The sequence below is a fragment of the Sporomusa sp. genome, assembly GCF_035561255.1.
Classification (GTDB): domain Bacteria; phylum Bacillota; class Negativicutes; order Sporomusales; family Sporomusaceae; genus Sporomusa.
This window is the reverse complement of record NZ_DATMXX010000093.1, coordinates 1-23,761: the sequence shown is the minus strand read 5'-3', so window position 1 is coordinate 23,761 and position 23,761 is coordinate 1. Positions and strand designations below refer to the sequence as shown.

Annotated in this window: 19 protein-coding genes; all 19 read right to left on the bottom strand. The window is 47.0% G+C overall.

The features are described 5' to 3' along the window. The coding region (locus VN379_RS05610) for an S-layer homology domain-containing protein (RefSeq protein WP_325531675.1) at window positions 1-1,453 on the bottom strand (1,453 nt) is incomplete at its 3' end. 55 nt (window positions 1,454-1,508) lie between these two features. Next, window positions 1,509-2,786 (bottom strand): MFS transporter, encoded by a 1,278-nt coding sequence (locus VN379_RS05605; RefSeq protein WP_325531673.1) that lies wholly within the window; start codon window positions 2,784-2,786, stop codon window positions 1,509-1,511. A gap of 124 nt (window positions 2,787-2,910) precedes the next feature. Beyond that, window positions 2,911-3,201: a ferredoxin family protein gene (locus tag VN379_RS05600; RefSeq protein WP_325531671.1), complete on the bottom strand. Its 291-nt coding sequence runs from the start codon at window positions 3,199-3,201 to the stop codon at window positions 2,911-2,913. Further along, entirely contained in the window at window positions 3,198-4,481 is a 1,284-nt protein-coding gene (locus tag VN379_RS05595; RefSeq protein WP_325531669.1) for an FAD-dependent oxidoreductase, read from the bottom strand. Before VN379_RS05595 ends, VN379_RS05600 begins: the two co-directional genes overlap by 4 nt. A gap of 35 nt (window positions 4,482-4,516) precedes the next feature. Then, entirely contained in the window at window positions 4,517-5,449 is a 933-nt protein-coding gene (locus tag VN379_RS05590; RefSeq protein WP_325531667.1) for an electron transfer flavoprotein subunit alpha/FixB family protein, read from the bottom strand. An 18-nt stretch (window positions 5,450-5,467) separates the two neighbouring features. Continuing rightward, on the bottom strand, window positions 5,468-6,244 hold the full coding sequence (locus tag VN379_RS05585) for an electron transfer flavoprotein subunit beta/FixA family protein (RefSeq protein ID WP_325531665.1): 777 nt from the start codon (window positions 6,242-6,244) through the stop codon (window positions 5,468-5,470). Window positions 6,245-6,368: 124 nt separating this feature from the next. Next, window positions 6,369-7,508: an acyl-CoA dehydrogenase family protein gene (locus VN379_RS05580; RefSeq protein ID WP_325531663.1), complete on the bottom strand. Its 1,140-nt coding sequence runs from the start codon at window positions 7,506-7,508 to the stop codon at window positions 6,369-6,371. Between the two features lie 34 nt (window positions 7,509-7,542). Further along, on the bottom strand, window positions 7,543-8,685 hold the full coding sequence (locus tag VN379_RS05575; RefSeq protein ID WP_325531661.1) for an acyl-CoA dehydrogenase family protein: 1,143 nt from the start codon (window positions 8,683-8,685) through the stop codon (window positions 7,543-7,545). Window positions 8,686-8,691: 6 nt separating this feature from the next. Then, on the bottom strand, window positions 8,692-10,266 hold the full coding sequence (locus VN379_RS05570; protein WP_325531659.1) for an acyl CoA:acetate/3-ketoacid CoA transferase: 1,575 nt from the start codon (window positions 10,264-10,266) through the stop codon (window positions 8,692-8,694). 309 nt (window positions 10,267-10,575) lie between these two features. Then, window positions 10,576-12,000: a sigma-54 interaction domain-containing protein gene (locus VN379_RS05565; protein WP_325531657.1), complete on the bottom strand. Its 1,425-nt coding sequence runs from the start codon at window positions 11,998-12,000 to the stop codon at window positions 10,576-10,578. Between the two features lie 207 nt (window positions 12,001-12,207). Then, complete coding sequence (locus VN379_RS05560) at window positions 12,208-13,341, bottom strand: uroporphyrinogen decarboxylase family protein (RefSeq protein ID WP_325531655.1); 1,134 nt, start codon at window positions 13,339-13,341, stop codon at window positions 12,208-12,210. 62 nt (window positions 13,342-13,403) lie between these two features. Next, window positions 13,404-14,216: a methyl-accepting chemotaxis protein gene (locus tag VN379_RS05555; RefSeq protein WP_325531653.1), complete on the bottom strand. Its 813-nt coding sequence runs from the start codon at window positions 14,214-14,216 to the stop codon at window positions 13,404-13,406. Between the two features lie 351 nt (window positions 14,217-14,567). Then, the gene (locus VN379_RS05550) at window positions 14,568-16,235 is read right to left on the bottom strand and encodes a dihydroxy-acid dehydratase (protein WP_325531651.1); all 1,668 of its coding nucleotides are present in this window, start codon (window positions 16,233-16,235) and stop codon (window positions 14,568-14,570) included. Between the two features lie 126 nt (window positions 16,236-16,361). Next, window positions 16,362-17,636, bottom strand: a complete 1,275-nt coding sequence (locus VN379_RS05545) for an S-layer homology domain-containing protein (protein WP_325531649.1) — start codon at window positions 17,634-17,636, stop codon at window positions 16,362-16,364. Between the two features lie 56 nt (window positions 17,637-17,692). Continuing rightward, window positions 17,693-19,051: an MFS transporter gene (locus VN379_RS05540; protein ID WP_325531647.1), complete on the bottom strand. Its 1,359-nt coding sequence runs from the start codon at window positions 19,049-19,051 to the stop codon at window positions 17,693-17,695. A 199-nt stretch (window positions 19,052-19,250) separates the two neighbouring features. After that, a complete protein-coding gene (locus tag VN379_RS05535; RefSeq protein ID WP_325531645.1) occupies window positions 19,251-19,670 on the bottom strand; it encodes an aconitase X swivel domain-containing protein in 420 nt (139 codons plus the stop codon). After that, the gene (locus VN379_RS05530; RefSeq protein ID WP_325531643.1) at window positions 19,667-20,944 is read right to left on the bottom strand and encodes an aconitase X catalytic domain-containing protein; all 1,278 of its coding nucleotides are present in this window, start codon (window positions 20,942-20,944) and stop codon (window positions 19,667-19,669) included. Before VN379_RS05530 ends, VN379_RS05535 begins: the two co-directional genes overlap by 4 nt. A gap of 53 nt (window positions 20,945-20,997) precedes the next feature. Next, the gene (locus VN379_RS05525; protein ID WP_325531641.1) at window positions 20,998-22,179 is read right to left on the bottom strand and encodes an MFS transporter; all 1,182 of its coding nucleotides are present in this window, start codon (window positions 22,177-22,179) and stop codon (window positions 20,998-21,000) included. 42 nt (window positions 22,180-22,221) lie between these two features. Next, on the bottom strand, window positions 22,222-23,514 hold the full coding sequence (locus VN379_RS05520) for an FAD-dependent oxidoreductase (RefSeq protein ID WP_325531639.1): 1,293 nt from the start codon (window positions 23,512-23,514) through the stop codon (window positions 22,222-22,224). Between the last annotated feature and the right edge of the window lie 247 nt (window positions 23,515-23,761).

Sequence of the window (23,761 nt, the reverse complement as noted above, 5' to 3'; positions counted from 1 at the left end):
ATTCAAACTTCATCATGTAAGTTTTATCCAATTTGTTATCGGTTAGGGACGTTAAGCTTCTATCCTTAATTTTGATATCCTGATATTCGAGAGACAGTACAACATTTTTGGCTACAACATTTTGATACGCCAGGAACCAGGCATTGACATTATCGGTGGTGTGAGTAAACACGTTATACGGCTGACCGGGACTGGCAACGGCCGTAGTGTCAAAGCCGCCCGCCCCGGAAGGAAGGGCGCCGGCATCCACGCTGCGGTAAGATACCATCCAGGCATCCGTGCCTACTTTGGACGAATTTACCAAACCGACAGCCTGATACATGGCCGGTGGCGCCTGGCTGTTGCTAAATTGAACAGCCCAGCCTTTGGGATTATCTGGCAAGTTAGTCGCTCCGTCCAGTTTACTGCCTACATAGTCGCCCAGCAGTGTATATTGGCCCATTTTGTAGACTACCGAGGATGTCCAGCCCTTTGAACTGTCAAAAGAACCGGTATTGGTATTGAGCGTACCCATGCCGGTAGGCGTACTGGTTCCCGGAACATCCGCCCAATAGTAGCCTGCATACATCGTGATTTTTTTCGAGAGCGCATAGCCTAATTGCCCAGTGGTAAACTGGTAAGCTTCATTATCGCTATATCTGGCATTGCTCGCATCCCACTTGTTGCTTTTAATATCTCCTGTCCAGCCTTTAAAGCTGAGTTTGTCCCATTTGTCAGTAAGTAAAATGCCGTCCACATTCATTGGCTTACCAATTAAACCGGTGGTGATGAAGTCCAGCGCGCTGCGTCCGACACGAATCGAGTCAAACCCCAGTGTGTTCTTGGCAGTAATATTCATTTGATCGAGAGCAATTTCCGAGCCGGAGCTGTATTCGGCATTGCCAAATTTATTGCCGCCGGAAGTAGCAATACGACCAAAGAACGACATATTATCGTTGATATTTCCCCAAAATTTAATCCGTTGCCGGAATTCAAACGCGTCCGATCCAGACAACTTCTTTGAACCTGCCGGGGTAGGATCATTGCCTACCACCCGGAACCGGGTTTCGCCGCCGACCCAGGTATTCGTTTTAGCTTCTACCTTGGCCACCCGTGCCCCCAGGCGGTTAAGTTCAGTGGCAAACTCAATAGAGAGTTTATCAATGAGTTTCTGATTGTTCTCATCGGCTTTTTCAAGCTTATCAATGGCTTTGGCCACAACAATGGCAAATTCATACCGGCTTAAGGTCCTATCTCCCTGGAACGATTTGTCGTTATACCCATCAATCAACCCGGCTTTTGCTAACTTGCCCACAGCCTGATAGGCCCAGTGATCGGCAGGAACATCACCGAAGGATTGTACAGCTGCAGCATGCACTGTATTGATCAATGCAGGGGTTCCAGCCATAGTAATCGACAGCAGCGCCAGCGGTACAATTGCCAGCCATTTTTTTGTTTTTTGCATTTTTTTCATAATTATCGCCCACCTTTTTTTATTTAATTGCTTTTACATCTGGATTTGTTTGCTGTTATGCTTTGATTGTTGAATCAGTAGTTTTTTTCTGCGGCATGGTGGCAAAAAACAGGGCAGATATTCCCACTATGCAGATAGCGACATTTAAGTAAAAAGCAGGGGTATAGCTTTTAAACATATCAAATAGTTTACCGCCAACCATCCCGGCCGGCGAGCACGCAAGCGCGGATAAAAGCAGCATCATCCCATTTACTTTGGGAAAGGCTACCGGGCCAAAGAAGTTGCCTACCATGGTGTTTAAGCAGACAAATGTCCAGCCAAAACCGGCGCCGTAGAGAATGGCAGCGGCAAAAGCGACCATCAGCGAACCGGCCGTAACATTAATAGCCAGGAAAGAACCTACAAAGTAGCAGCAAATACCCATCATGAAGGCAAACCGGGCTGGCATTTTGTCCATTAGCCAACCGCCAATCAGCCGTCCGCCAATACCGCCCATCGTGAAGAGCCCCATCGCCCACGCGGCATCAGCCGGGTTAATACCTAGGCCCCTTAAGTGCAGGATCCAGTGAGCGGTAAAAAAGAAGAATGGAAACTGGCAGGCAAAAGAACCAACAACGATCATCCAGAAAGCACGTGTACCATATGCTTCACTGGGAGTCCAGCTAAACTTGGTCGCCAGCGAATTAGCCTGGCCACCTTGGCCACTTGCGTATTCCTCGATACCATCAACAAGCTGGCCCAAATCCTCGGGTCTTTCTTTTACTGTCAAAAAGGCAACTATTGCTGCCACAATTGCAATGCCGGCAACCATCAGCCAAGCCTGACGCCAGTCACCACCATTAGCGGCAAGCACCTTATTCATAAGCGGCGCTCCCAGAAAACCGGCAAAACCTGAAGCAGTTAAGGTAATGGCCATAGCCCGTCCACGATATTGTTTAAACCAGCGGGTTACTGCCGTAGATAGCGGTACAATGGTACCAAAACCAATCCCTGAACCAATGATCACGCCAAACCCCACAAGGTAATGCCAGGGCTGGGAGGCAACAAAGGCCATCCACAAGGTTCCTATCAAAATCAGAGCCGATCCAATGCCGAAGGTTGAGCGAACGCCCCATTTGCCGATGGCCGCAGCAACCAAAATAGACGGAACACCTACGAAAAAGTTCAATAATGTAAAGCCCAAACCATAAACACTGCGCTCCATGGTAATCTCTTTTAGCATATATGTATTAATAACTGCACCACCATACAGGGGGAAACCCATGTTAAGAAGATACAAAAACCACAGCGCCCCTACCAGTTTCCAGCCATAGAACGGTTGCTTGTTTTCCATTTTTTAATCCCCTCACAATTAATTCTGAATTTATTGCCAGTATTTTCTTATGTTTCTGTCAATTTCGTCGTTATGTATCCAGCAAGATTTTGCTAGATACATAACACTGCTTTTTTAGATTGCATTAACCGCAGCGGAAAGCAACACCAAAGGTACCCCGCGGATAGGTCCACTTAATAATGCCCTTGTCTTTGCACACAATCCGGCAAGTACCGCATTCTAAACACCCTGCATAATCAAAATTCATGTCGCCATCTTTTAAGGTATAGAGCACTGCCGGGCAGACAACAAGACAGGGCTTTTCCTGGCACTTGGCACAAATAGTCTTATCCAGGACAATATGCGCTTCTTCTTCATCTACAGCAAATTTGTTCAATCCCAGAAGCTCTTCAGGTGAAAGCTTTTTTACAGTCATATGGCTTTAAACCCCTTCCAACCATCAGCAATGAGCTGGCCGAATGTTACATGCCTTTTCAACACCTTCAACATGGCCTTGTCCATGCGCTCCGGCAGCTTACCGTCCACAGCAAACAATGTTTTCATCATGTCATTGGCCATGGCCGGATATACAGATATCATCCGCGGGTTACTCATCAGTTCATGGAAGTTAGCATAAAGCTTCATGGTAGCCAGGAGCGAGAGGTTTTCAAGCTCTTGCAGATAAGCTGGTCCAACATTACTCTCTTCAGCGTTCTTTAAGATTGCCCGCGCCGCGGCTACCCCGCTGACGATGGCCAGATCAATCCCCCGGAGAACAGTACCGCTATTCACCACCATACCGGCAGCGTCACCTACCAGCACTAACCCATCCCGGTAGAGTTTCTTCGGCATAGCATGATAACCGACTTCCGGAACAAGATGGGCTCCATATTCTGTGGTTGTCCCATCTTTGACCAACGGATAGATTGCGGGATGCATTTTTAAGTCCTGAACAATCTCATGAATTTTTTTGCCTCGCCTGGCCAGATCTTCCGGGTTTAGCACCACCCCCAAAGAAATACTTCCTTTGTTTGTATAGAGAAAGCCACCACCGAGCACACCACCGGAACAGCCAATCAGCACCCGGGCTGCCCCTTCTCCTGCCTGCAGGTTAAACCGGTCCTCAATGATCTTTTCCGGCAGCTCGATAATTTCTTTAGCCCCCACTCCGACGTTATGAGCGGTAATGTCGTCTCGTAATCCGGCCTTCTGAGCGATGAAGGAATTAACTCCGTCGGCCGCGATGACTACTGTTGCGTAGATTTCATCGTCACCGGCTTTAATACCGACAATCTTGCCATCGGCTTCAATGAGTTCATCTACGACAATTCCGGGAGCCAGCATGGCGCCCTGGGTTTCGGCCTGGGCAGCAAACCATTCATCAAAGGGAGCCCTCAGTACTGAGTAGGACTGGGGAACCCCTTCCCCGAAGCTGTAGTCGGCATAATCCATTGTGACTGCACTGTTTTGTCCAAGCATCATAATTTGCTCCCTGACTACTTTTCGTTCCAGTGGAGCCTGCTGATACAGACCGGGCTCGACCAACTCCAGTGCATACGTATACAGACGTCCGCCTGTGACGTTTTTACTGCCTGCACTTACACCCCGCTCTACCAATAGAACACTTTTACCTGCTTTGGCTAACACGTAGGCGCAGGCAGCGCCGGCCGGACCGGCGCCGATAATTATGGCATCAAATTTTTCATCAGCTGACATGGTATAAATCCCCCTATGGTAAACGACATTACTAGCTATTTTTGCAGTGCTTTGGTCAGTAAGGGTACTACTTCGTAGAGATCTCCTACTATGCCATAATCAGCTGCTTCAAAAATCGGGGCCTTTTCATTGGTATCAATGGCAACAATCACCTTGGAATCCCTAACCCCCACCACATGTTGTACCTGACCGGAGATTCCCATACCGATATAGAGTTCGGGCTTGACCTTCTGACCAGAAATTCCAATATAGCGATCATTAGGCAGCCAGTGATAATCTTCGGAAATACCACGAGTGCAGCCGATTTCAGCCCCGACAGCCGCGGCCAGCGCTTCGACCAGTGCCAGATCTTCTTTTTTGTTTAAACCACGACCAACGCAAACCACACGGTCAGCGGCTGCAATATCTGCGCCATGGCGAACAATGGGGCAAACGTTAGTGATTGCGACCCGCGCGTCAGCATTGGCTGTTTCGACAGTCACCACTTCGCCTGGACCAACGCCCTGTGCGGTTGCTTCAGGGAAGGTCCGGGCTGGTATGGTAACAAGTGCCGGCAGTGCTACCGATTCAGTACGCACAGCCAAACCACCATAGACTAAACGGGTGGTTTCAATGGCATCGTTAACATAACTAATGCTCAAAGCATCGGTAACAAGACCAGCCTTCAGGGTGGCAGCTACTGTGGCTGCCAGATCTTTGCCCCGCAGGGTTCCGCCAACCAATACAACCTGCGCTTCCTCTTTGACCACGATGTCGGCTACAGCCTTGGCATAGCTCTCAGGCCACGGATTGTTGCCTTTTACTACATATACTTTGTCAGCGCCGGCAGCAATAAAAGCCGGTGCGTCTTCACTGCTGAGCGTCAGTACGGCAACAGCCTGATGCATAGCCTGTTTGAGTTCGAGACCAGCGGTCAAGAGTTGTCTGGCCACTGCGCTATCTTCTGAATAGATCCAAATTCCTGGCATGTTCTTTACCCCTTTCCTCTAGCACAGGCCCGCTTGGGCAAGGCTGGCAACTAACTTGGCAACATTATCGGCCTGATCAGCCTCTTTAAAAATGACTTTTTTCCGGTCCATGACATAGCCTTTCACCGACAAGCTGCGCACCTTAGGCGCCAACGCTTCAGCGGCAAGACCTAAATCAGCTACTGCCAATTCTTCGGAAGGTTTTTTGGCAGCCCCCATCACCTGCTTTAAGCCTGGTATCCGTGGTTTGTTAATTTCCGGTAAAACACTGATTACGGCCGGACCGGTGACGGTTACTTCCTCTGTACAATCGCCCAGTTTGCGGGTAGCGGTTACCTGGCCGTCAGTAACGGTAAGCTGCTGCACAAAGGTGATGGCAGGAATGCCAAGTAGAGCTGCCAGGCGGGGAGCCGTCTGCTGGCTATAGGAGTCGGCGCTGCCTTCCCCGCACAGGATCAGATCAAACTGCCCGGCTTTTTTGATAGCAGCGGCCAATACGTTGGCAGTCACAAAAGCATCTGCCTGTTCTGCCACTGCATCGCCAATCCAGTACACCTTGTCCAGTCCCCGGGACAGGGCGTCTTTCAAGGATTGTTTGGCCGCAGCGGTGCCAAAAGTGAGGGCTTCAACATTGACGCCGTGCTGTTCAGCCAGGAGTGCTCCTGCTTCTATTGCATTTTTGTCATAATCGCTGATTTTGTATTTAGCCCGGCTGGTATCAAGGGACAAATCGCCGGTTATTTTAATGTCTTGTTCGTCTAGTACCCACTTGTAGCAGACAAGAAGCTTTTGCATGGTTTTCCCCTTTCTCTTTGTGGAGAGGGTGAAACAACCCTCTCCGGTTCAAATTACATACAACGCGTTAAATCAGGCGCCAGCGGTGAAGCGTTGTTAATATAGTAAAGTGTCGTATTTATAATTAGGCAAGCAATGCGTCGGCTATTGTTTTTTCAGGAAAGTCAGCCGAGCTGCCCTTAATAATCGCTCCCTTAACATCGCGATAAAGCCGGGAAGCAACCATTTCCTGGCTATATCCATAGCCACCCTCAATCTGAATAACATCAATCAATGCGTTTTGGCCGATACGGGCAGCAAATAGCTTCACCATCGCGGCTTCATTTGCAAACGATTCTCCACTTTCAATCAGCGTGGCAGCATCATACACTGCCAGCCGGGCTAAGTGAATGTTAGTAGCCATGTCTGCCAACATCGTTTGGATGGCTGGGAAGCTGGCAATAGGGCGGCGGAACTGGATTCTTTGTTTGCCATATTTCACAGCATCTACCATCGCAGCCTGTGCAATACCAACCACCATAGCGGCTTCAGCCACACTGGCAACAGCTTGTGCAGCTGAGGCAATAGTCAGGCCTGCGCCTTCAATTCCCAGCAGGCTGGATTCCGGGATTCTTACATTCTCAAATATTAATTCAGCGGACGGACAACCACGCAAGCCCATTTTTTCGATAGTCCGGGCTACCGATAGTCCGGCAGTTTTACTATCAACAACAAAAGCGCTCATCCCTTTGGCTCCAGCCTCGGGATTGGTTAGCGCAAATACAATATACACACCTGCCACACCACCGTTGGCAACATAGCACTTACGTCCATTTAGTACATAGCCATCACTGTCTTTAACTGCCACAACCTTATGCGCGCCTGCCCCCGGAGCAGCGCCAGGCTCAGTAAGAGCAAAAGCGCCCAGCTTCTGACCATTGCACAAAAAGGGTAGATAGTTCTGTTTCTGTTCAGCCGAACCCCACTGGTTAATCGCATAGGCTGCCAGGGACGCGTGATTAATAAGGATAGCCGCGACAGCACCGCTTACACGTGACAATTCTTCGACAATTAACGCATAGCTGAGATATCCGGCCTCAGCACCACCATATTCTCCCGGCATAAATATCCCGAGGAAATCGTGTTCAGCCATCTTTTGAACTATTTCTTCCGGAAATAGGCTCGTATTGTCTATTCCGGCCGCAGCCGGTTCTATGTATTCCTGAGCAAATTCCCGGGCATTTTGCTGAATCAGTTGTTGCTCTTCTGTTAATGCGTAACTCATGCGTACCCCTCCTATTCTCTTTGCCGCAGCTTACTTACGAGTTAAGCAACAGCCCGGATATGACAATCCGTTGAACCTGATTAGTGCCTTCGTAAATTTGGGTGACCTTGGCATCACGCATAAGCTTTTCCACGAAGGAATCCTGAGAGTAACCGTAATATCCCATCAGTTCTACTGCATCTGCGGTCACCCGCATCGCAGTATCGGTGGCATAGGTCTTAGCCATAGCAGCTTCCTTGGTGTAAGGTACACCAGCGTCTTTCAGGCGGAGGGCATTACGGACTAACTGTCTGGCTGCTTCCACCTGGGTTGCCATATCAGCCAATTTAAATGCCACAGCCTGATGGGTACCGATAGGCTTGCCATTCACATCCAGGTATTCTTTGGCATATTTAATCGCTGCCTCAAGAGCCCGGCGGGCGATGCCTACCCCCATCGAAGCTACGATAGGCCTGGCCATATCAAGCGTTTTCATGGCAATTTTCATGCCTTCGCCTTCTTTACCCAGCAGGTGATTTTGGGGAATTCTCACGTTTTTCAAAATAAGCTCCACCGTATTGGAGCTGCGAATACCCATTTTATGCTCCACTGCACCGACGATAACACCCTCGCGCTCTTTTTCCACGATGAACGCACTTAGGCCCTTAACCCCTTTGCTAAGATCGGTAGATGCAAATATAACCATGATGTTCGCATAGCCACAAGTCGTGGCAAAGCATTTGGTCCCGTTAAGTACCCACTCATCACCATCTAATTTAGCAGTAGTAGCGCAAGCGCCTGCATCCGAACCGGCACCCGGTTCGGTAAGGGCAAAGCCACCCATACCGCCGGCAACCAGCCGTCCATAGTACAATTGCTTTTGCTCTTCTGTGCCGGCAATAGCCAGAGGATAAGAACTCAGCCCGTTGCCGCCAAGAGTAGTTGCAAATGCAGCACAACCATAACCCCATTCTTCAACGACGACCGATTGAGTAACAGCATCGTAACCAGGGCCGCCATACTCTGTCGGCACTGCCATACAATTTAACCCGGCCTTTTTAACCTCTTCCAGGATGAATTCATGAAATTCACCTTTCGCATCCCATTCCTCGGCTACGGGAATGATATGTTCAGCCGTAAATGCCTTTGCCAATTCTTGCACCTTCTGCTGCAGAGGGGTAAGCGTCATATCAACCATGGTTTATCATCCTTTCGTTTTAGCTTCGACAATCTGCCTGAGCTGCCCCCACTTAGGCTGGAAAATCTCACTGGGCATGGTTTTCAACGCAGGGGAAATGACAGGTTTAAAATCCATAAGCGCCAGGACATCTTTTTCCAGGTCAATACCAGGAGCAATCTCAGTCAGGGTCATTTGCCCATTCTCTAAAACAAATACAGCACGTTCGGTAACATATACTACCGGTTGTTTAACCTGTTGTGCATATTTGCCGCTAAAGGTAATCTGTTCAACAGTATTGATGAATTTCATACTTTTACCTTCTTTACCAATGACAAGCTTGCCGTCCTGGGCCGTAACTTCCAGTCCGCCAGCGGTAAAAGAACCACAATAAACTACTTTTTTAGAACTCTGGGTAATATTGATAAAGCCGCCGCACCCCATAGGACGGCCTTTAAATTTACTTACATTTACGTTACCGTCTTTATCGGTTTGAGCCAGTCCCAGAAAAGCCACATCGATGCCGCCGCCGTCATAATAGTCAAATTGGGAGTGGTGCTCGACCACGGCCTCACCGTTATAAGATTGACCAAAATGAGGCAGACTGGCTGGAACGCCCCCGATGCCGCCAGCTTCTGTAGTTAATGTCAATAAATCTGTTACTTTCTCCTCAGCGGCTATCGCTGCAACATCACTGGGAATACCGACACCTAAGTTGACGATAGTATTCGGGGCTAATTCCATGGCAGCGCGACGGGCAATAATCTTCCGTTCATCCATAGGCAGCTCGGGAATGCTGTTTAGCGGAACTTTAATGTCACCGGCAAACGCTGGACTAAAATACAGGCCCTCGGTCTGCCAGCAAGACTCCTGCTTGGTTGCCACCACGATGTGGTCAACAAGAATGCCGGGAACTTTCACTTGCTTAGGATGTAAGGAACCGGCCTTTGCCAGATATTCGGCCTGTACAATAACAATACCGCCGGAGTTTTTCGTTGCCTGGGCTAAGGGAAGCGCTTCCATAAGAACTCCCTCTTTTTCCATAGTCAGGTTACCATGTTCATCAACAGTAGTACCTCTGATGATTGCTACGTTAATGGGAAAGGTCTTATAGAAGAGCCACTCTTCGCCTTCAAACTCAACTACTTTAACAATATCTTCAGTAGTGGCAGAATTCATCTTAGCGCCATCAACCCGAGGATCGACAAAGGTTCCCAAACCGATTTTAGTAATAAGTCCTGGCCTTTTAGCCGCAATCTCCCGGAACAGTTGAACAATAACCCCTTGTGGCAGGCAATAGGCCTCTATTTTATTCTCAGCCAGGAGTTTTGACATCCCTGCTGATGATCCAATATGAGCACCAATCCATCGCTTAACAAGCCCCTCTTTACCCAGCCGGGTTGTCCCCCGCTCTTTCCAGTCACCGATTGCTGAAGCATGGGTTAGCGTTATATTCCGGGGATGACCTGTTTCCACAAATCTCTTTTCAATAGCCTGCGCAACTTCTTCAGCCCAGGCAGCAAGGCCAAACCCGGTGGCAGCCACAGTCACGCCATCTTGAATCAAAGCCGCAGCCTGGTCGGCGGTAATAATTTTTGACACTCTAAATCTCCCCTTTCTTTTCTTGCAAGTAATTCGTATTTATATATAAGCAATTTCTATGCCAAAAATAAACTTTCCCTGGCTTCCCTGCAGAATCAACGGATCTTCCGCATCGCTACAACTAGCACATTATATTTAAGTACCTTTTTTGCAACAATTCTAACATTTTAAAAAATTAGATGTACCTAATCAGGTACATCCAAGCAAACGTCTAACCCGCCTGCAACTGCAAACGTCTTTAGGGACTACATATAAAGCTATAAAAAAAAGACTAAATGTACCTTAAACAGTACATCCAGTCTTTTTCTATTATTTTGTTGCATCTCTTTCTTTCTCAAATGCCTTTAATTTACGGTAAAGAACAGTACGGTAAATCCCTAACCGGTCTGCTGCCTCTCCCATCCGGCCCCCACATTCATTTAGCACTTGATAGATATAGCGTTCTTCCAAAGCTCTCGTCACTTGTTTCAACGTCCCGTTAAGTCCAGCTAACCGGAAAGAATCATATTGAGAATCGAGTCCATGAACCTGGTTATCAAGAACAAGCTGTTCAGAGGGATAGTTTTGCAAACTGCTAATTACCAATCGTTCTACAACATTTCTTAATTCCCGCACATTACCCGGCCAGTTATATTTCTGAAATGATCCCAATGTGTCAGGAGTCAATTGAATTTCCGGTCCATATTTTTTCTTGAAATCTTCAAAAAATTTAAAAGATAAAGCCACGATATCTTCAGGCCTGTCCCTAAGTGGCGGTATATGAAGTGGTATAACACTAAGACGATAAAATAAGTCAGTTCGAAAAGTCCCATCATAGGTCATCTTCTGGAGATCCTTATGAGTGGCAGCGATCAATCTGAAATCCAGTTTCCGGTCAATATGGCTCCCCAGACGCCGTACCTCGTAAGTCTCCAAAACCCGTAGAAGTTTCGATTGCAGAAACAATGGCATTTCTGCAATCTCATCCAGAAACAGTGTGCCTCGATGGGCAGCTTCGAATAAGCCTATTTTTCCGTCAGCACTTGCCCCGGTGAAAGCCCCTTTTTCATAACCAAATAGTTCTGATTCAACAAGATGTTCAGGGAATGTCGCACAATTGACGGCTATAAACGCCTCACCGGCCCGCTTACTGTGACGGTGCAGGTATTTAGCCAGGATTTCCTTGCCGGTACCTGTCTCGCCATACAGAACAACAGTACTATCTGTCTGGGCAACCGTATGGGCCTGCAGCAGCAGTTGGCGCATAGACTTGCTTTCAGCGACCACAGTATCCCGGTCCAGTACATAACTGCGCAGATATTCAACCTCTCGCTTGCGGCGATTAATCAGTTCACGTTTTTCCGGACTGCTGCACATACTTCCAGGATCCATCGCTTTACCGGTTGTTAGGACCAGAATAACATTTCCGTCCTCATCTATGATCGGTGTACTTGTTGATAACTGCCTGATGTTGAGTTTGGTAATGAGCTCACCTGAAACTACACTCTTCTTTTCTGCCGCTTCCAGGGCATATGATTTGGTATAATAGCCATTGGTCACAAGATCACGCACATTAGATTTCAAAAGCTGATCCAAGGATATGTCGAGTGTCAATGCAGTGGTAGAATTGGAAAGCAGCACATTGCCGTGTCGGTCGGTTACAAATATTGGATCAGGCAGCATATCAAAAATCTGATCCAAATTCTGTTTGGCAAGTTGATAATTTCGCCCCGCTTGCTTGGGTTTACGCGGCAATAACATCACCCTCTCTGATTTTTATCGTTGTTACATTATTCGACATAAACCAACAACGTCCTGCTAATCTATCAATTTTGATTATTCACAATATTCTTCCTTGTATATCTAGAGTTGTGTGCAACAAAGAAGTCAAGCGCCAGCGGTGGAGCGTTATAACACACCACCCGCCTGCGCCTGCAAACTTCTTTACTGCGGATGTATAAATTAATTATATCTTCCGTATTTCTCAACAGCATCAAAGAAGGCTTTGACATTCTCGTGCCTTGCATTCATTGGCAAATTGCACCCGGATGAGTACATTAACCCTTCACCATTGCGGAATGTAGTGATCAGCTTTTTAGCGTAATCATCTAATTCACTGGGGGAGGCCACAGTAAACAATGCCGCACCTACATCCCCTTTTATGGAGCAATGGCCTTTCAAAATCTCATGTGCCTTAAAAATGTCGGTAGCACTATCCAGTTCGAGCACAAATTTACCTTTCGGCAAATCCAGGAAATACTCCAGATTTTTCGTCCAGTCAGCATCAAAATGCAGAATAGGGACAATATTTTTTTCGACCAACCGGTCTACCATCGTTTTAAGCTGCGGCCAGACAAACCGTTCAAAATGTTTTTTACCAATGAATTGTCCTGATCCTCTGACCCCGCCAACGAATACCCGGTTAACGCCGGTTGCCTTTACGGCAGCTTCACTACCGGCAATAACGGCATCATTGATAATCCATAACAACTCTTCAACCTGATCGCCAATCTGGAACATATCCTTATAAAACCGGTCCATAGAACGGACAATGGACAGCGCATCAAATGGAATGGTACCCATAATAGCGCCCCAGGTCAGACTTTGTCCACGGGCAAGTGAACGGTCAATCTCGTCCTGGCGCAGCCGGGTCATTTCCTGCATACCTTTTACCACTTCTTCCCGGCTAACCTGATGAGCCCGCTCCAGGAATATCATCCGGAATTCCGGCCATCCTTTTTCCTTAATAATAGGATAGTCCTCGCGCTTCATCGCTTCAAATTCATGAATCTGATACTGAGCATTATCTTCCAGTTCCTTGCCAGGCATCTTAAACTGGCCCGGGCCGCATTTAGTAGCCACAGGTCCAATACGCCCGTGAAGCATATAGGCATTACTGTCCCAAATGGGGAAAGCCTCCCAGACTTTTTGCATGGCGTCCTGGGCCTTATCCCAGTCCCACAGAAATTCCTTGTTAGTCATCCCGGCAAATTGCCCGGCATATTGTTCGATAATGGGCGCACAAACCACCCGGTCCACCGGTTCAAGATTAATAGTTGCCACCATTCTTTCTTCTGCTGTCATTACATCAGCCATGAAAATCACTCCTAAAAAAAATTTATATTATTTTTACTGCCAGCTAAAATTATGAAGCACCCCTATACAGTCTCGGCAACCCTTTGTACATCACCGGCAGTTGAGGCCAGTTGTTGCATTGAAACTGAAATCTCACTGGTTGCTGCCGCTTGCAGGCTGCCCAACTCGGCTGTTTTTGCTAATGTATCGATAACATAGCCAGTATCATGCTGGATCGTTTTCAGAATATCTGCAATATCTTTTACTGAATTGCTGCTATTGACAGCCATCTTGCGGATTTCCTCAGCAACAACAGCAAATCCCCGGCCATGCTCGCCAGCCCTTGCCGCCTCAATTGCCGCATTAAGCCCTAATAAATTGGAATTGGCGGCAATCTCGCTGACAAAATGCAGGATATTTGTAGTCTTATTGATATCAGCCAATACCCGCTCTCCACCCATACGTACTTTGATCAAGTCATCCGCTAATTTAGTAGCAGATAGTGTAAGGTTCTCGGATGTGACGCTCAATTGCTGTGTAGTAGCTGCGATTGTGTGAGCAACATTTTGGAGTACTTCCTGTGTATGCAGGCTTATGGCAGTACCGACAATGCCAATAAACTCCTGGTTTGCATCAAATACCGGCTTAACAATAGCCTTTACCGGGATGCCATATACCTCCTTCGGCACCGCTTTAACAACCTTTTGTTTGCTTTTAATGCATTCCAGTATCGCCCCGCCCTGTGCGATCTCACCAATCTTTACATTGGCATGAAACGTAACTGCCGGTACATAATGAAGGATCTTTCCCTGAATATCGCATATCATTACAGAACAATCAAATGCATTAAGATCGCGAAAAAATTCGGCAGAGTTAATAATCTCATCCAAAGTCATATCGCTGATACTCCTTTTAAGTTAACTTTCCATGATATTATTGAATGCTCTCTCTACGCCCCCATAGATATATATGCAATTTTTATGCCAATGTCGAAAAATTGAGAATAAATCAAATACACAAGCCTATCTGACTATCTATTAGTTTGTGGATGTACCTATTCCGCAACATTTTTTTAGATTTTCTAACAGTTGAATGTACCTAAACAGGTACATTCAACTGTTGTGTAAACAGACAGGGTAAATTAAATAATATACAAAAGCGGGAATATACCAGCTTTGGTAGATTCCCGCTTTATTGCTTTATTGCTTGGTAAATTTTCACACGCCTGTCTTAATTGCGTTTTGCCATTATTCTAAAAGAACGGCTCCCTTGTTCAATGGTGAAACGCAACGCTGATAGATCGACAGCCAGCCCCGTTCTTTCTTAAGAAAACTCTGCCGACGGGTGTTACGTTCGGCAAGAACCGCATCAGCCACTTCAAGGTTAACAACACGATTTTCTACATCGATGGTAATTAGGTCCCCATTTTCTACCAGTCCTAATAACCCATATTCGGCCTCAGGGGATATCTCGCCTACTAATAAAGTTTTGTTGACAAGCCCTGAAAGCAGTCCATCGGTAACCACTGCCACCTTGCCGGTTAGGCCTGCACCATCGAGGGCAAATATAAAGCCGGAGGCCTGCCCCATACCTGGCGTGCCTTTGGGGCCAAGTCCTCTTAATACGGCTACCATGCCTGGTTTGATTTCCCCCTTCTTCAGACCTTCAATGCCTTCCTGCATCGAATGATAGATAATCGCATTCCCAGTAAATTTCATCGGCCTGTCATCGGTAACAGCAAGCTTAATAATGCCGTAGTCCGGAGCCAGTGTTCCCTTAACTAGTACAATTGATGGCCGGTAGGCCAGTGCCCGCTCTACCGGGCGGATGATCTCCTCATCTGCAACCTTCACGTCTTTAAGAATCTCGCCCAAGGTTTGGCCAGTGACGGTCTTGGCATCCTTCAACAAAAATCTTTCTAATTGCTTGAGCATCCCTTGCGCACCGCCAGCCGCCTCGAACTCCTCAATCGTATGTTCACCATTGGGACGAACCCCTGTCAGAAGTGGAATCTTATCGGCATACTTCTCAAACAATGCATAGACATCCACGTCACACTCTGCCTCTGCAGCGATTGCCTGCAGATGTTTTACCGTATTGATAGAGCAACTGCCTGACAGCATTAACATTGTGGCATTGGCAAAAGCCTCCGGTGTCAGAATATCACGCGGTTTCACATCATCCCATACCATTTGGACAATTCTTTCACCGGCTTTACGCACCGTATCCCACATTTTGCGGCTGTTAGCCAACACCGGCGTACTGCCGGGAAGGGCTAACCCTAATGCTTCGGTCATGATATGAGTAGAATTGGCAGTACCCATTCCCGGGCATACCTCAGGACCTTGGATGGCGACCTCGGTCATCTCTGTCAGTTCTTCCAATGTAATCTTGCCTGTGGCATGATGTCCGGCCTGAACAAAGATATCCTCAATATCGATGTGTTGGCCGCGATATTTTCCTGCCGGCTGGTAGCCGCAAGCCACGATTAGCGTAGGTATGTTTAAGCGTCCTGCTGCCATAATTTGACCAGGTACTGTCTTATCACATGACGCCAAACAGATCATACCATCGAAATAGGCACCTTCAACCTGTACTTCAATATCATTCACAATAAGATCACGGGCAGACTGGATGTAGCCGCCGTGACCGCCCACAACGGTAATGAAATCACTTGGTGCCACTGTACGCACCTCGAACGCCAGCCCACCTGCAGCGTGAATAGCATCCCGCATTCTTTTGGCAATCTCATCAAGGTGGCTGAAACAAACTGCCAGATTGGATGATGAATTTACAATAGCAATCTTGGGTCTTGCCATTTCCTCGTCGGTGATTCCCAGGGCCCGCCACATAGTCCGCCGCGTTGCCCATCGTAAGCTGCCGATGGCAAAGTTACTGCGCAGTTCTCTTTTCATCTTTTCTTGTCCCCTTTACTTTGTTTAATATTTCTGGTATTCCAGAAGCTGGCATGTTAGCCTTTATCGGCATAAGGCCACCGCGTAATAATAATAACAAGCGGCCTTTTTGCAGGTTAAATAATTCTAAAACAAATAATCAATTTGGCAACGGGTATAGTTGTCGATATCAGCGTTGGTGGATACTTTTTTTGCGTTAAAACCATAGAAGGTAGTAAAGGTGATATTCCTGGCTACTGCCATGCTGCCAATAATACCCCAGCCTTTGGCATCGTTCACAGATCCAACCATAGATGTAGTGTAAATACTGTTATTGACACCAGGTTCAAACTTGCGGAACTCGGCTGCCAAACTCCATGAGCCTGCTTTAGCGGGGCTCACAGCACCGTAGGTTAGACGGGTTTGTTGAAAAGTCGGCTTTTTACCATTAGTTTCAATATAGTTTTTACCATATCCGGTTGCCAGGGTGAAGTCAGGCGATAACTTAGTAGTAACATGTATCGATTTTACGTCAAATTTACTATCTTCACCGGTTTCCTCTTTAAACCACCAGCCACCAACAGTAGTAGTATCACTCAACGGGTAAACAGCCTGAGTAAAAAAGGCGTCTTTGATTTCGGCTGTCCCTGTGACCGGGTCAATTATCGAATTGCCTTTTTGCATAGCAGAATAAGGTCCAAAGTTAGCAAAACCGGCAGTCACTTTGAGTTTGTTACCAGCAGTGACTTTTATACCGTCAACACCACCGGTAGTATTCATCCAGTAGCCACCCGGGTCCATTTGCTGGCTAAACCGGCCCACGGTAACGGTAGTCCCGTAGAAATTTCTGGTTGTAAAAGCGGCATCAGCCACATTTAACCGGTCGTTGTCGGTACTTGTCTTATATGTCCCCAGTTCATTGTGATTAAGAGCTACAATACGGCCATAAAAGCTAGTGTCAGCATTAACTTCAGCACTCATATTGATCCGGAAACGCTCTGCGAACTTTGTGTTGCCGCTGCCATCATCAATCCAACGCAGCCGGGCATCACCGCTCATTACCAAACCGCTTGCTTTTTTAGCTTGCTTGCTAACCTTTACTCCAAGACTCTCCAATTCACTTGCATACTCTTTTGACAGTTTGTCAATCACTGCCCGGTTTTCTGCATCAGCTTTATCCGCATTCCACATGGCCCGTGCAACCAGCTGCGACATTTCATACCGGGTAAGAGTTTTATCTCCCCTGAACGTTTTGTCTCCATAACCATCGATAATGCCGGCTTCAACCAGCTTACTTACCGAGTCATAGGACCAGTGTTTAACCGGCACATCACCAAAGGGATTCTCCGGTGCCGCCAGTACAGTACCAGTTATACTCAAAACCAATATAAATACAAGAGACCTGATAAGATTTTTTTTCATTAGCAAATCCTCCATTTTTTGTTCTTTTATAAATAATTAAATGTGGCTCATATTATTTACTCTCCGGCGTTTGTGTAATGGCGTTTGTACATGCGGGTAAGAAGGAAACAAAGCATTGCGCCCAGAATAACCGGAACTGCCACTACGAAAAAAACAGTTTGTGTCGGCAGTTGCAGTGCCACCAACAATCCCCCGAGTGCCGGACCAAGAACGGCACCGATTTTGCCGATACCCAGTGCTGCTCCATCAGCCTGAGTGCGGTATTCAGTCGGATAAAACAAAGGGGTGCATGCGGTCAGAATATACTGGGTTCCGACAACCGTCAGTCCGCATAAAAACACCATAACCATTAAACCAAGTCCTGATGTAAACCCGAGAAAAGCGGTGACAACAGCACCAGCCAGAGGATAGATCGTCCCATATACCATTCCATATTTGTCCATAACCCAACCTACAGATAAGCCGCCAATCATGCCTCCTGTTGAAAACCAGGCTGTTGCCAGCGCTGCCTGCGCCGGAGTAAGGCCCCCACTTACAAATAAAACCGGGAACCAGGCTTTAAGGAAATAGAGCGCTACCGAATTTATAACATAAAAAGACCAAATCAACGGTGTAATCAGGGCCAGAACACCAGCAAAGAGCAATTTGAATGAATATTTCCCCTGCTGTTTTTTGTCTTTCTTTTCATCCAGCATTACAAACTCGGCATCCGGATCAATCAGCAGCCCTGGTTGCAATTTAGCAGCTATCTTAACAATCTCGCCGCGATTCTCCGGTTTTAGCGCAAGAAATCTGATGGATTCGGGCAGCATTAGATAACCCAGTCCCCCAGCTACAATTGGCAGAATGCCACCTACTACAAAGATTGACTGCCAGCCATAAAGCGGTAATAGCCAGGAGGCCAGCAAGGCGCCGGCAATGCCACCGACAGAATAACCGGTAAACATTCCACTCACCCATTTAACCCCCGATCCCTTGGGCGCATACTCACTAACCAGTACAATAGATCCTGGTAACACACCGCCAATAGCGATACCATTAACAAACCGTAATATTAACAAAACCTCTAAAGAGTTCGCCAGAACCGTGGCCCCTGTGGTTACACCGACACACATGGTGCTAAAAAACAGAGATTTTCGCCGGCCGATTTTATCGCCAATATAACCAAAGATAGGCGCACCCAGCATCATACCAATCGTTCCGGCTGAAAAAATCACACCAAATGTTTGGGGAGAAAGATGCCATTCCTTCATCAAATCAGGAGCGGCAAACGAAATTGCAGCAAAATCGAAGCCATCCAAAGTAACAATAAAAAACGTCCAAAATAGTAGATTAGCAGCAAATTTACGCGATGGTTTTTGTAAGAGCCCGGCAATATCAATCCTCTGTTGTTCTTGGACAGTCCCCTCAGCCATTTAATACCCCCTTATTTTTTAATGCTATAATTTGTCTAAATCATAGCAAATAGGCAATTTAAAATCTGCAACGTTATTTACAAATTCAGAAATATTATATAATTAATTAAATTGATTTTTTCCGGCTGAAGTAGCTGATAACCTACTGCAAAAAAGCCCCTGCGGTACTATTGATTACCGGCAGAGGCATGAAACATTATTACGAATTTCTTTTTGTTATTTCAACAATTCCTTTATCTGCATCAATCTTAACCCAATCACCCGTTTCAATAATCGCCAGCGGATCCTGATCAAAATCGGTAACTGCAGGCGAATGAATGACCACCGAACCTAAGGCTACTTTGGTATTCATCACATTGAAAATCAGGCCTATCGGTGCATTCCCATTACGCCTGGTATAGTGAAAGAAACTGGACCAGCCTGACGAGCCTTTAGCACCTGGAAATACCAGGATTTTTCCTTTGAAGCTCTGTCCATGCAGTTCATGCCGTACATCAATAATCGTACCTTCTGCCGGATTAATGCCTCCCCAGCCTGAAATCATCTCCTTGGTAACAAGGGCTTCCCCTTCTACAAGCCCACCTACAACTTTTCTGCCATGTAGTACGATTTTCTTCATTTCAGAACACCCCTCCAGCGGCCGGTTATGGCAGCATCAACACACTCCCCGGTTGTTCCGTACCAGGCCTGAACACCCATGACAGAAGGCAGGTAATGGGCTTGCTTACCGGAATTTGTGGCCATTACCTTGACTCCCTTGGGTATTAGCTGCCCCAGGGCTGGACAGGTGTCACTCATTAAAACACCACCGGCATCTTTAATTATTTTGGTAAAGCCATTGCGGTCAGCGATCTCGCGCAACCCTCGCGGTGTAAAGATCCAGAGAGCAGTATTCGTATGGATATGTTTACCCTCTAACAGCTTGCATATCTCCCATATCTCTTCAATAGAAGCATGGGGACAGCCAAACATAACAAAATCAACATTAGTGTCTTTGCCGGTGGCATTTAATGCCTCATAAGCCCAATTTCTTTCCGCGGTCCCAAAGCTCAGCCTTTCAACAGGCTGCTTTTTGCCGAAAGCTTCTTCTACCGTACGCGCTTCAGCCGTTATTCCAGGGATATGATACATCTCCACACCACCTGATGATGCGGCTGCTGCCCCAAGTTGTTTCAGTTTAATGAGGTTGGGCAACTTTTTAATACCATTAATGACCGGCACGCGCTCTTTAACCATTCTGCCGGCATAATAACCTAATAAGCCCCACTCCAGCTGACTCTCCACAATACATTCAACATCAATCAGATGGGTGCCCAGACGATTCTCATCAATATGGAAACCCCAGTACGGTATTTTACCAGTCAGCATAGCCGCTGTAGCGCTGGAATTGCCTTCGGCATTGGTACGGGCTCCTAGCACTGAATTAATATAAACAACAGCTGAAGATTCCATCCAGGCGCAGTGCTCGCCTTTTATCGGTACATTGCCAACAAGATAGGGAGTGCAGGTACACATTAGCGCCACGCCGCCACGGGCGAGATATTCCTCATTGGCCAGCATAAGCCGGTAATCCTCCGAGGATTTGCCTTGTATTTCCCAAAAGTCCGGATCCATGGTCGTTTCAAACTGACAACTGAAGACCTTGACCTTATCTTTAGCGAACTCAACAACCTCAGAGCTGTCTAAATTAAACTCAGAAAACAATGCATCCAGGCTGCCAAATTCCATCATATGTTGTTTTTTAGCAACCATATAGCCGCCAACATTATTGGTATCAACCAGCCGCTCAGCACCCAGAGCCTCACCATACCGAACAAGCAAGTTCATGGCCTTTTGTCTCGCCAATCCTTCTTTACCTTCCAGCATGGCTTTTTCATCATCAGTTAATCTCATCCACCATTCCCCCTTGCGACTTTCTCGGCAAAGCTAACCTTACGGCTAATTAGCTAAGCTGCTGGTTCTGTTATATTCTTGGATTTCGCAAAGACATTTCTCAGGATCAGCAGTACGCAAACAATGAAGAAGGTCGGCGCAACGACCATCCAGGAAGCTTTGGGTCCCTGAAAACCCAGTACCTGCGAAGCGTACACCAAAAAGGGAGCCCCAAATTTTCCAACTCCCATTGATGCTACAAAGAAAGACATTGCCAGTGTAGCAGCTGACTTATGGGCACTTTTAATTGTTCTAATAGTAATCTCAGGATTATACAGCCCAAATCCCAGACCAAATAGAGCAGAACCTACTATGTATAAAGAGTAGCTGTCGGCATTAACAAGTACTGTGAACGCAATACCCAGCAAGCCGGTAGAAAGAGCCAGCGTATATGCCTTGAATAACCCTAATACCCGTGAATATAAAATACCTGCAACAAACGCACCGCCTGTAAATGTCGTAAGCACCACTCCTGCCTGAGCCGGTCCGCCGGCCTTGGTTGCAGCCATAACGATAGCGGCGTTGGTCACAAAAGAGAACTGCAATATGTTGAACACGATATTAAAAAGATATATCAACCAGGTTTTCGAAGTTAGCCCCCCAAAATTAGCCCCTGTAGATTTTACCGGTGGCCGTTTTTCCGGTTCAGGCATTTTGAACATTACCAGCAAATAAACAGGAATAAGCACAAGTAAGCCTAAGAAATTATACCGCCAGTCAATAGCAGCCAAATATCCGCCAAGCATCTGAAAAAGTACACCAGCCGCCGCTCCTACCGAACTCTTATATCCCATTAGGGTGTCGCGTTCTTTGCCATCAAATAGATCGGCGATCAGAGATGACGCCAAGGGGAATGTCATACCAAAACCTAAACCGAAAATAGTCCTGACTATCAGAATGAACGTCATATCACCATAAAAGGCGGGAGTTATCCCGGCAACTATTTGTATTAATATCCCAATATACAATATTTTCTTTTTGGGCATAACACGCTGGAGCTGGGCTGTGACTAATGAGCCAAATATCATCATGATTGCCGGAATAGAAATAATTTGTTGAATGGTTACTGAACTAGCGTTGGGAAATGCCTGCTTTATTGCCCCTAATGCCGGACCAGCCATATTATTGGTATAAAGCATAGTGGCCACCGATAACACCGCCGCCTTAGTTACCAGGCTTTGTTGATTATCATTCATACTAATCACCCTCTCATTTTGTTATACCTTTTGACCATTTTTTCATAGCAAATTGGTACTTAACCGCCCCTGCAGTGCAGCAATATCGATACCATGCACACTACCCTCACCAGCCAGATCCAAAGCATGGGCCGCCGCCGCCCCGGTAGCAATACATGGGCCAAGTACGCGGACACTTGATAGTGCTTCCACATCGGCATCGATACAACGTCCAGCAGCCACTAAATTGTCTATATCCGGCGGAGTCAGGCTGCCAAACGGAATAAAATGCACGTGATCTTCAGGAAATATCTGCCATGAGAAGCCTTCTGACTTAGCATGCAATTCCATCGGCCACGCGGTCCGGGCAATTGCATCAGTAAAACGCGTACCTGCCCGCACGTCAGCGGCAGTTAATTGCTGGCGTCCTACTATCCATCGTGTCTGACGAATCCCGGGTAGACCATACGCACGAATACGTGCCTGACCGAAAGCAAGTGGATATTCCTGTTTTAAAAATTTAAATACGGCATCTGCCTGTTCCTTGCCAGCCAGATCCTTAGCAGTTGCGGCAAGTGGTTCTAAAGGCGTCTCCACATGGGTCATGTTGATAAAAGCCATTTCTTTTTCCGGGAAAACGAATACCAAACCATCGGTACGCTTCAACCCATAATCCTTGGCTTTCGCCTGTTGCCTGGCAACAAAATCTTCTCTTGACGGTTGCCGGGCAACATCAATTCCGTCAATCACGAGCATATGCGAGCCATAAATAGAACCATTTGATGGCTCACGGCAGGGAAGTCCTGCCTGCCAGGTCAGCGCAGCATCACCGGAAGCATCGATAAACCCAGTGGCTTTAATACGCACTTCACCGTAGCGAGTGGCAACATCTACAGAGCTGATGCGCCGGCCTGCCCGGGTAACAGCTCGCAATATGCCGCCAAGAATCGCAGTAATACCCGCAGCCCGCACTGCTTTTTCAATCCAACGCGCCAACGCCAGGTCATCATAAATCACTGATCCTAAGCCGCCATGAAGAAAATGAAGCGCACCCTCTGCCTTAAGGTCACGCAGCATATCATCGGCAATCCCATGGGTGAATTGGCTGGTATTGGGATAATTAGCAAACAGGCCGCATAAAAGTCCGATTCGGGCATTGACAGCCTGACCACCAAGGGTCGGCAACCCATCAACCAGAATCACTTTACGACCAAGGCGTGCAGCTTCCCAAGCAGCGGAGACACCGGCAAGGCCCGCACCAATAATACATATATCTGCACTTACTTCCCGGGGCATTTCTCCAATCTCCTTGCAAACTGTACGGGTAACCGGCTTATTTTCCTGATCATCTATCATGTAAGCACACCTCTCTCCACAACTTAAGATTTATTCCGATACTTCTCCAATTAAAGATTCATGCATTGATTCAAACTCTGCAGGTATTCAGTCCTCCCATCTATCTGCCTAGTGCACAAGTTTTATACGAGATAGATCTCCTTTTGATTAGCGCGCTGCTATTTCTACCTTCCTAGTGCGCCCGCATTTTCACTTTTTTCTCTATCTCGCTATATCGCGCAAGCCCTACATGCCTATAGGATAGTAA

Bases quoted from the DNA above. Each gene is read 5' to 3' on its own strand.
- VN379_RS05605 (WP_325531673.1), bottom strand. From the start codon at position 2,786: ATGGAAAACAAGCAACCGTTCTATGGCTGGAAACTGGTAGGGGCGCTG.
- VN379_RS05600 (WP_325531671.1), bottom strand. From the start codon at position 3,201: ATGACTGTAAAAAAGCTTTCACCTGAAGAGCTTCTGGGATTGAACAAA.
- VN379_RS05595 (WP_325531669.1), bottom strand. From the start codon at position 4,481: ATGTCAGCTGATGAAAAATTTGATGCCATAATTATCGGCGCCGGTCCG.
- VN379_RS05590 (WP_325531667.1), bottom strand. From the start codon at position 5,449: ATGCCAGGAATTTGGATCTATTCAGAAGATAGCGCAGTGGCCAGACAA.
- VN379_RS05585 (WP_325531665.1), bottom strand. From the start codon at position 6,244: ATGCAAAAGCTTCTTGTCTGCTACAAGTGGGTACTAGACGAACAAGAC.
- VN379_RS05580 (WP_325531663.1), bottom strand. From the start codon at position 7,508: ATGAGTTACGCATTAACAGAAGAGCAACAACTGATTCAGCAAAATGCC.
- VN379_RS05575 (WP_325531661.1), bottom strand. From the start codon at position 8,685: ATGGTTGATATGACGCTTACCCCTCTGCAGCAGAAGGTGCAAGAATTG.
- VN379_RS05560 (WP_325531655.1), bottom strand. From the start codon at position 13,341: ATGGCTGATGTAATGACAGCAGAAGAAAGAATGGTGGCAACTATTAAT.
- VN379_RS05555 (WP_325531653.1), bottom strand. From the start codon at position 14,216: ATGACTTTGGATGAGATTATTAACTCTGCCGAATTTTTTCGCGATCTT.
- VN379_RS05550 (WP_325531651.1), bottom strand. From the start codon at position 16,235: ATGAAAAGAGAACTGCGCAGTAACTTTGCCATCGGCAGCTTACGATGG.
- VN379_RS05545 (WP_325531649.1), bottom strand. From the start codon at position 17,636: ATGAAAAAAAATCTTATCAGGTCTCTTGTATTTATATTGGTTTTGAGT.
- VN379_RS05540 (WP_325531647.1), bottom strand. From the start codon at position 19,051: ATGGCTGAGGGGACTGTCCAAGAACAACAGAGGATTGATATTGCCGGG.
- VN379_RS05535 (WP_325531645.1), bottom strand. From the start codon at position 19,670: ATGAAGAAAATCGTACTACATGGCAGAAAAGTTGTAGGTGGGCTTGTA.
- VN379_RS05530 (WP_325531643.1), bottom strand. From the start codon at position 20,944: ATGAGATTAACTGATGATGAAAAAGCCATGCTGGAAGGTAAAGAAGGA.
- VN379_RS05525 (WP_325531641.1), bottom strand. From the start codon at position 22,179: ATGAATGATAATCAACAAAGCCTGGTAACTAAGGCGGCGGTGTTATCG.
- VN379_RS05520 (WP_325531639.1), bottom strand. From the start codon at position 23,514: ATGATAGATGATCAGGAAAATAAGCCGGTTACCCGTACAGTTTGCAAG.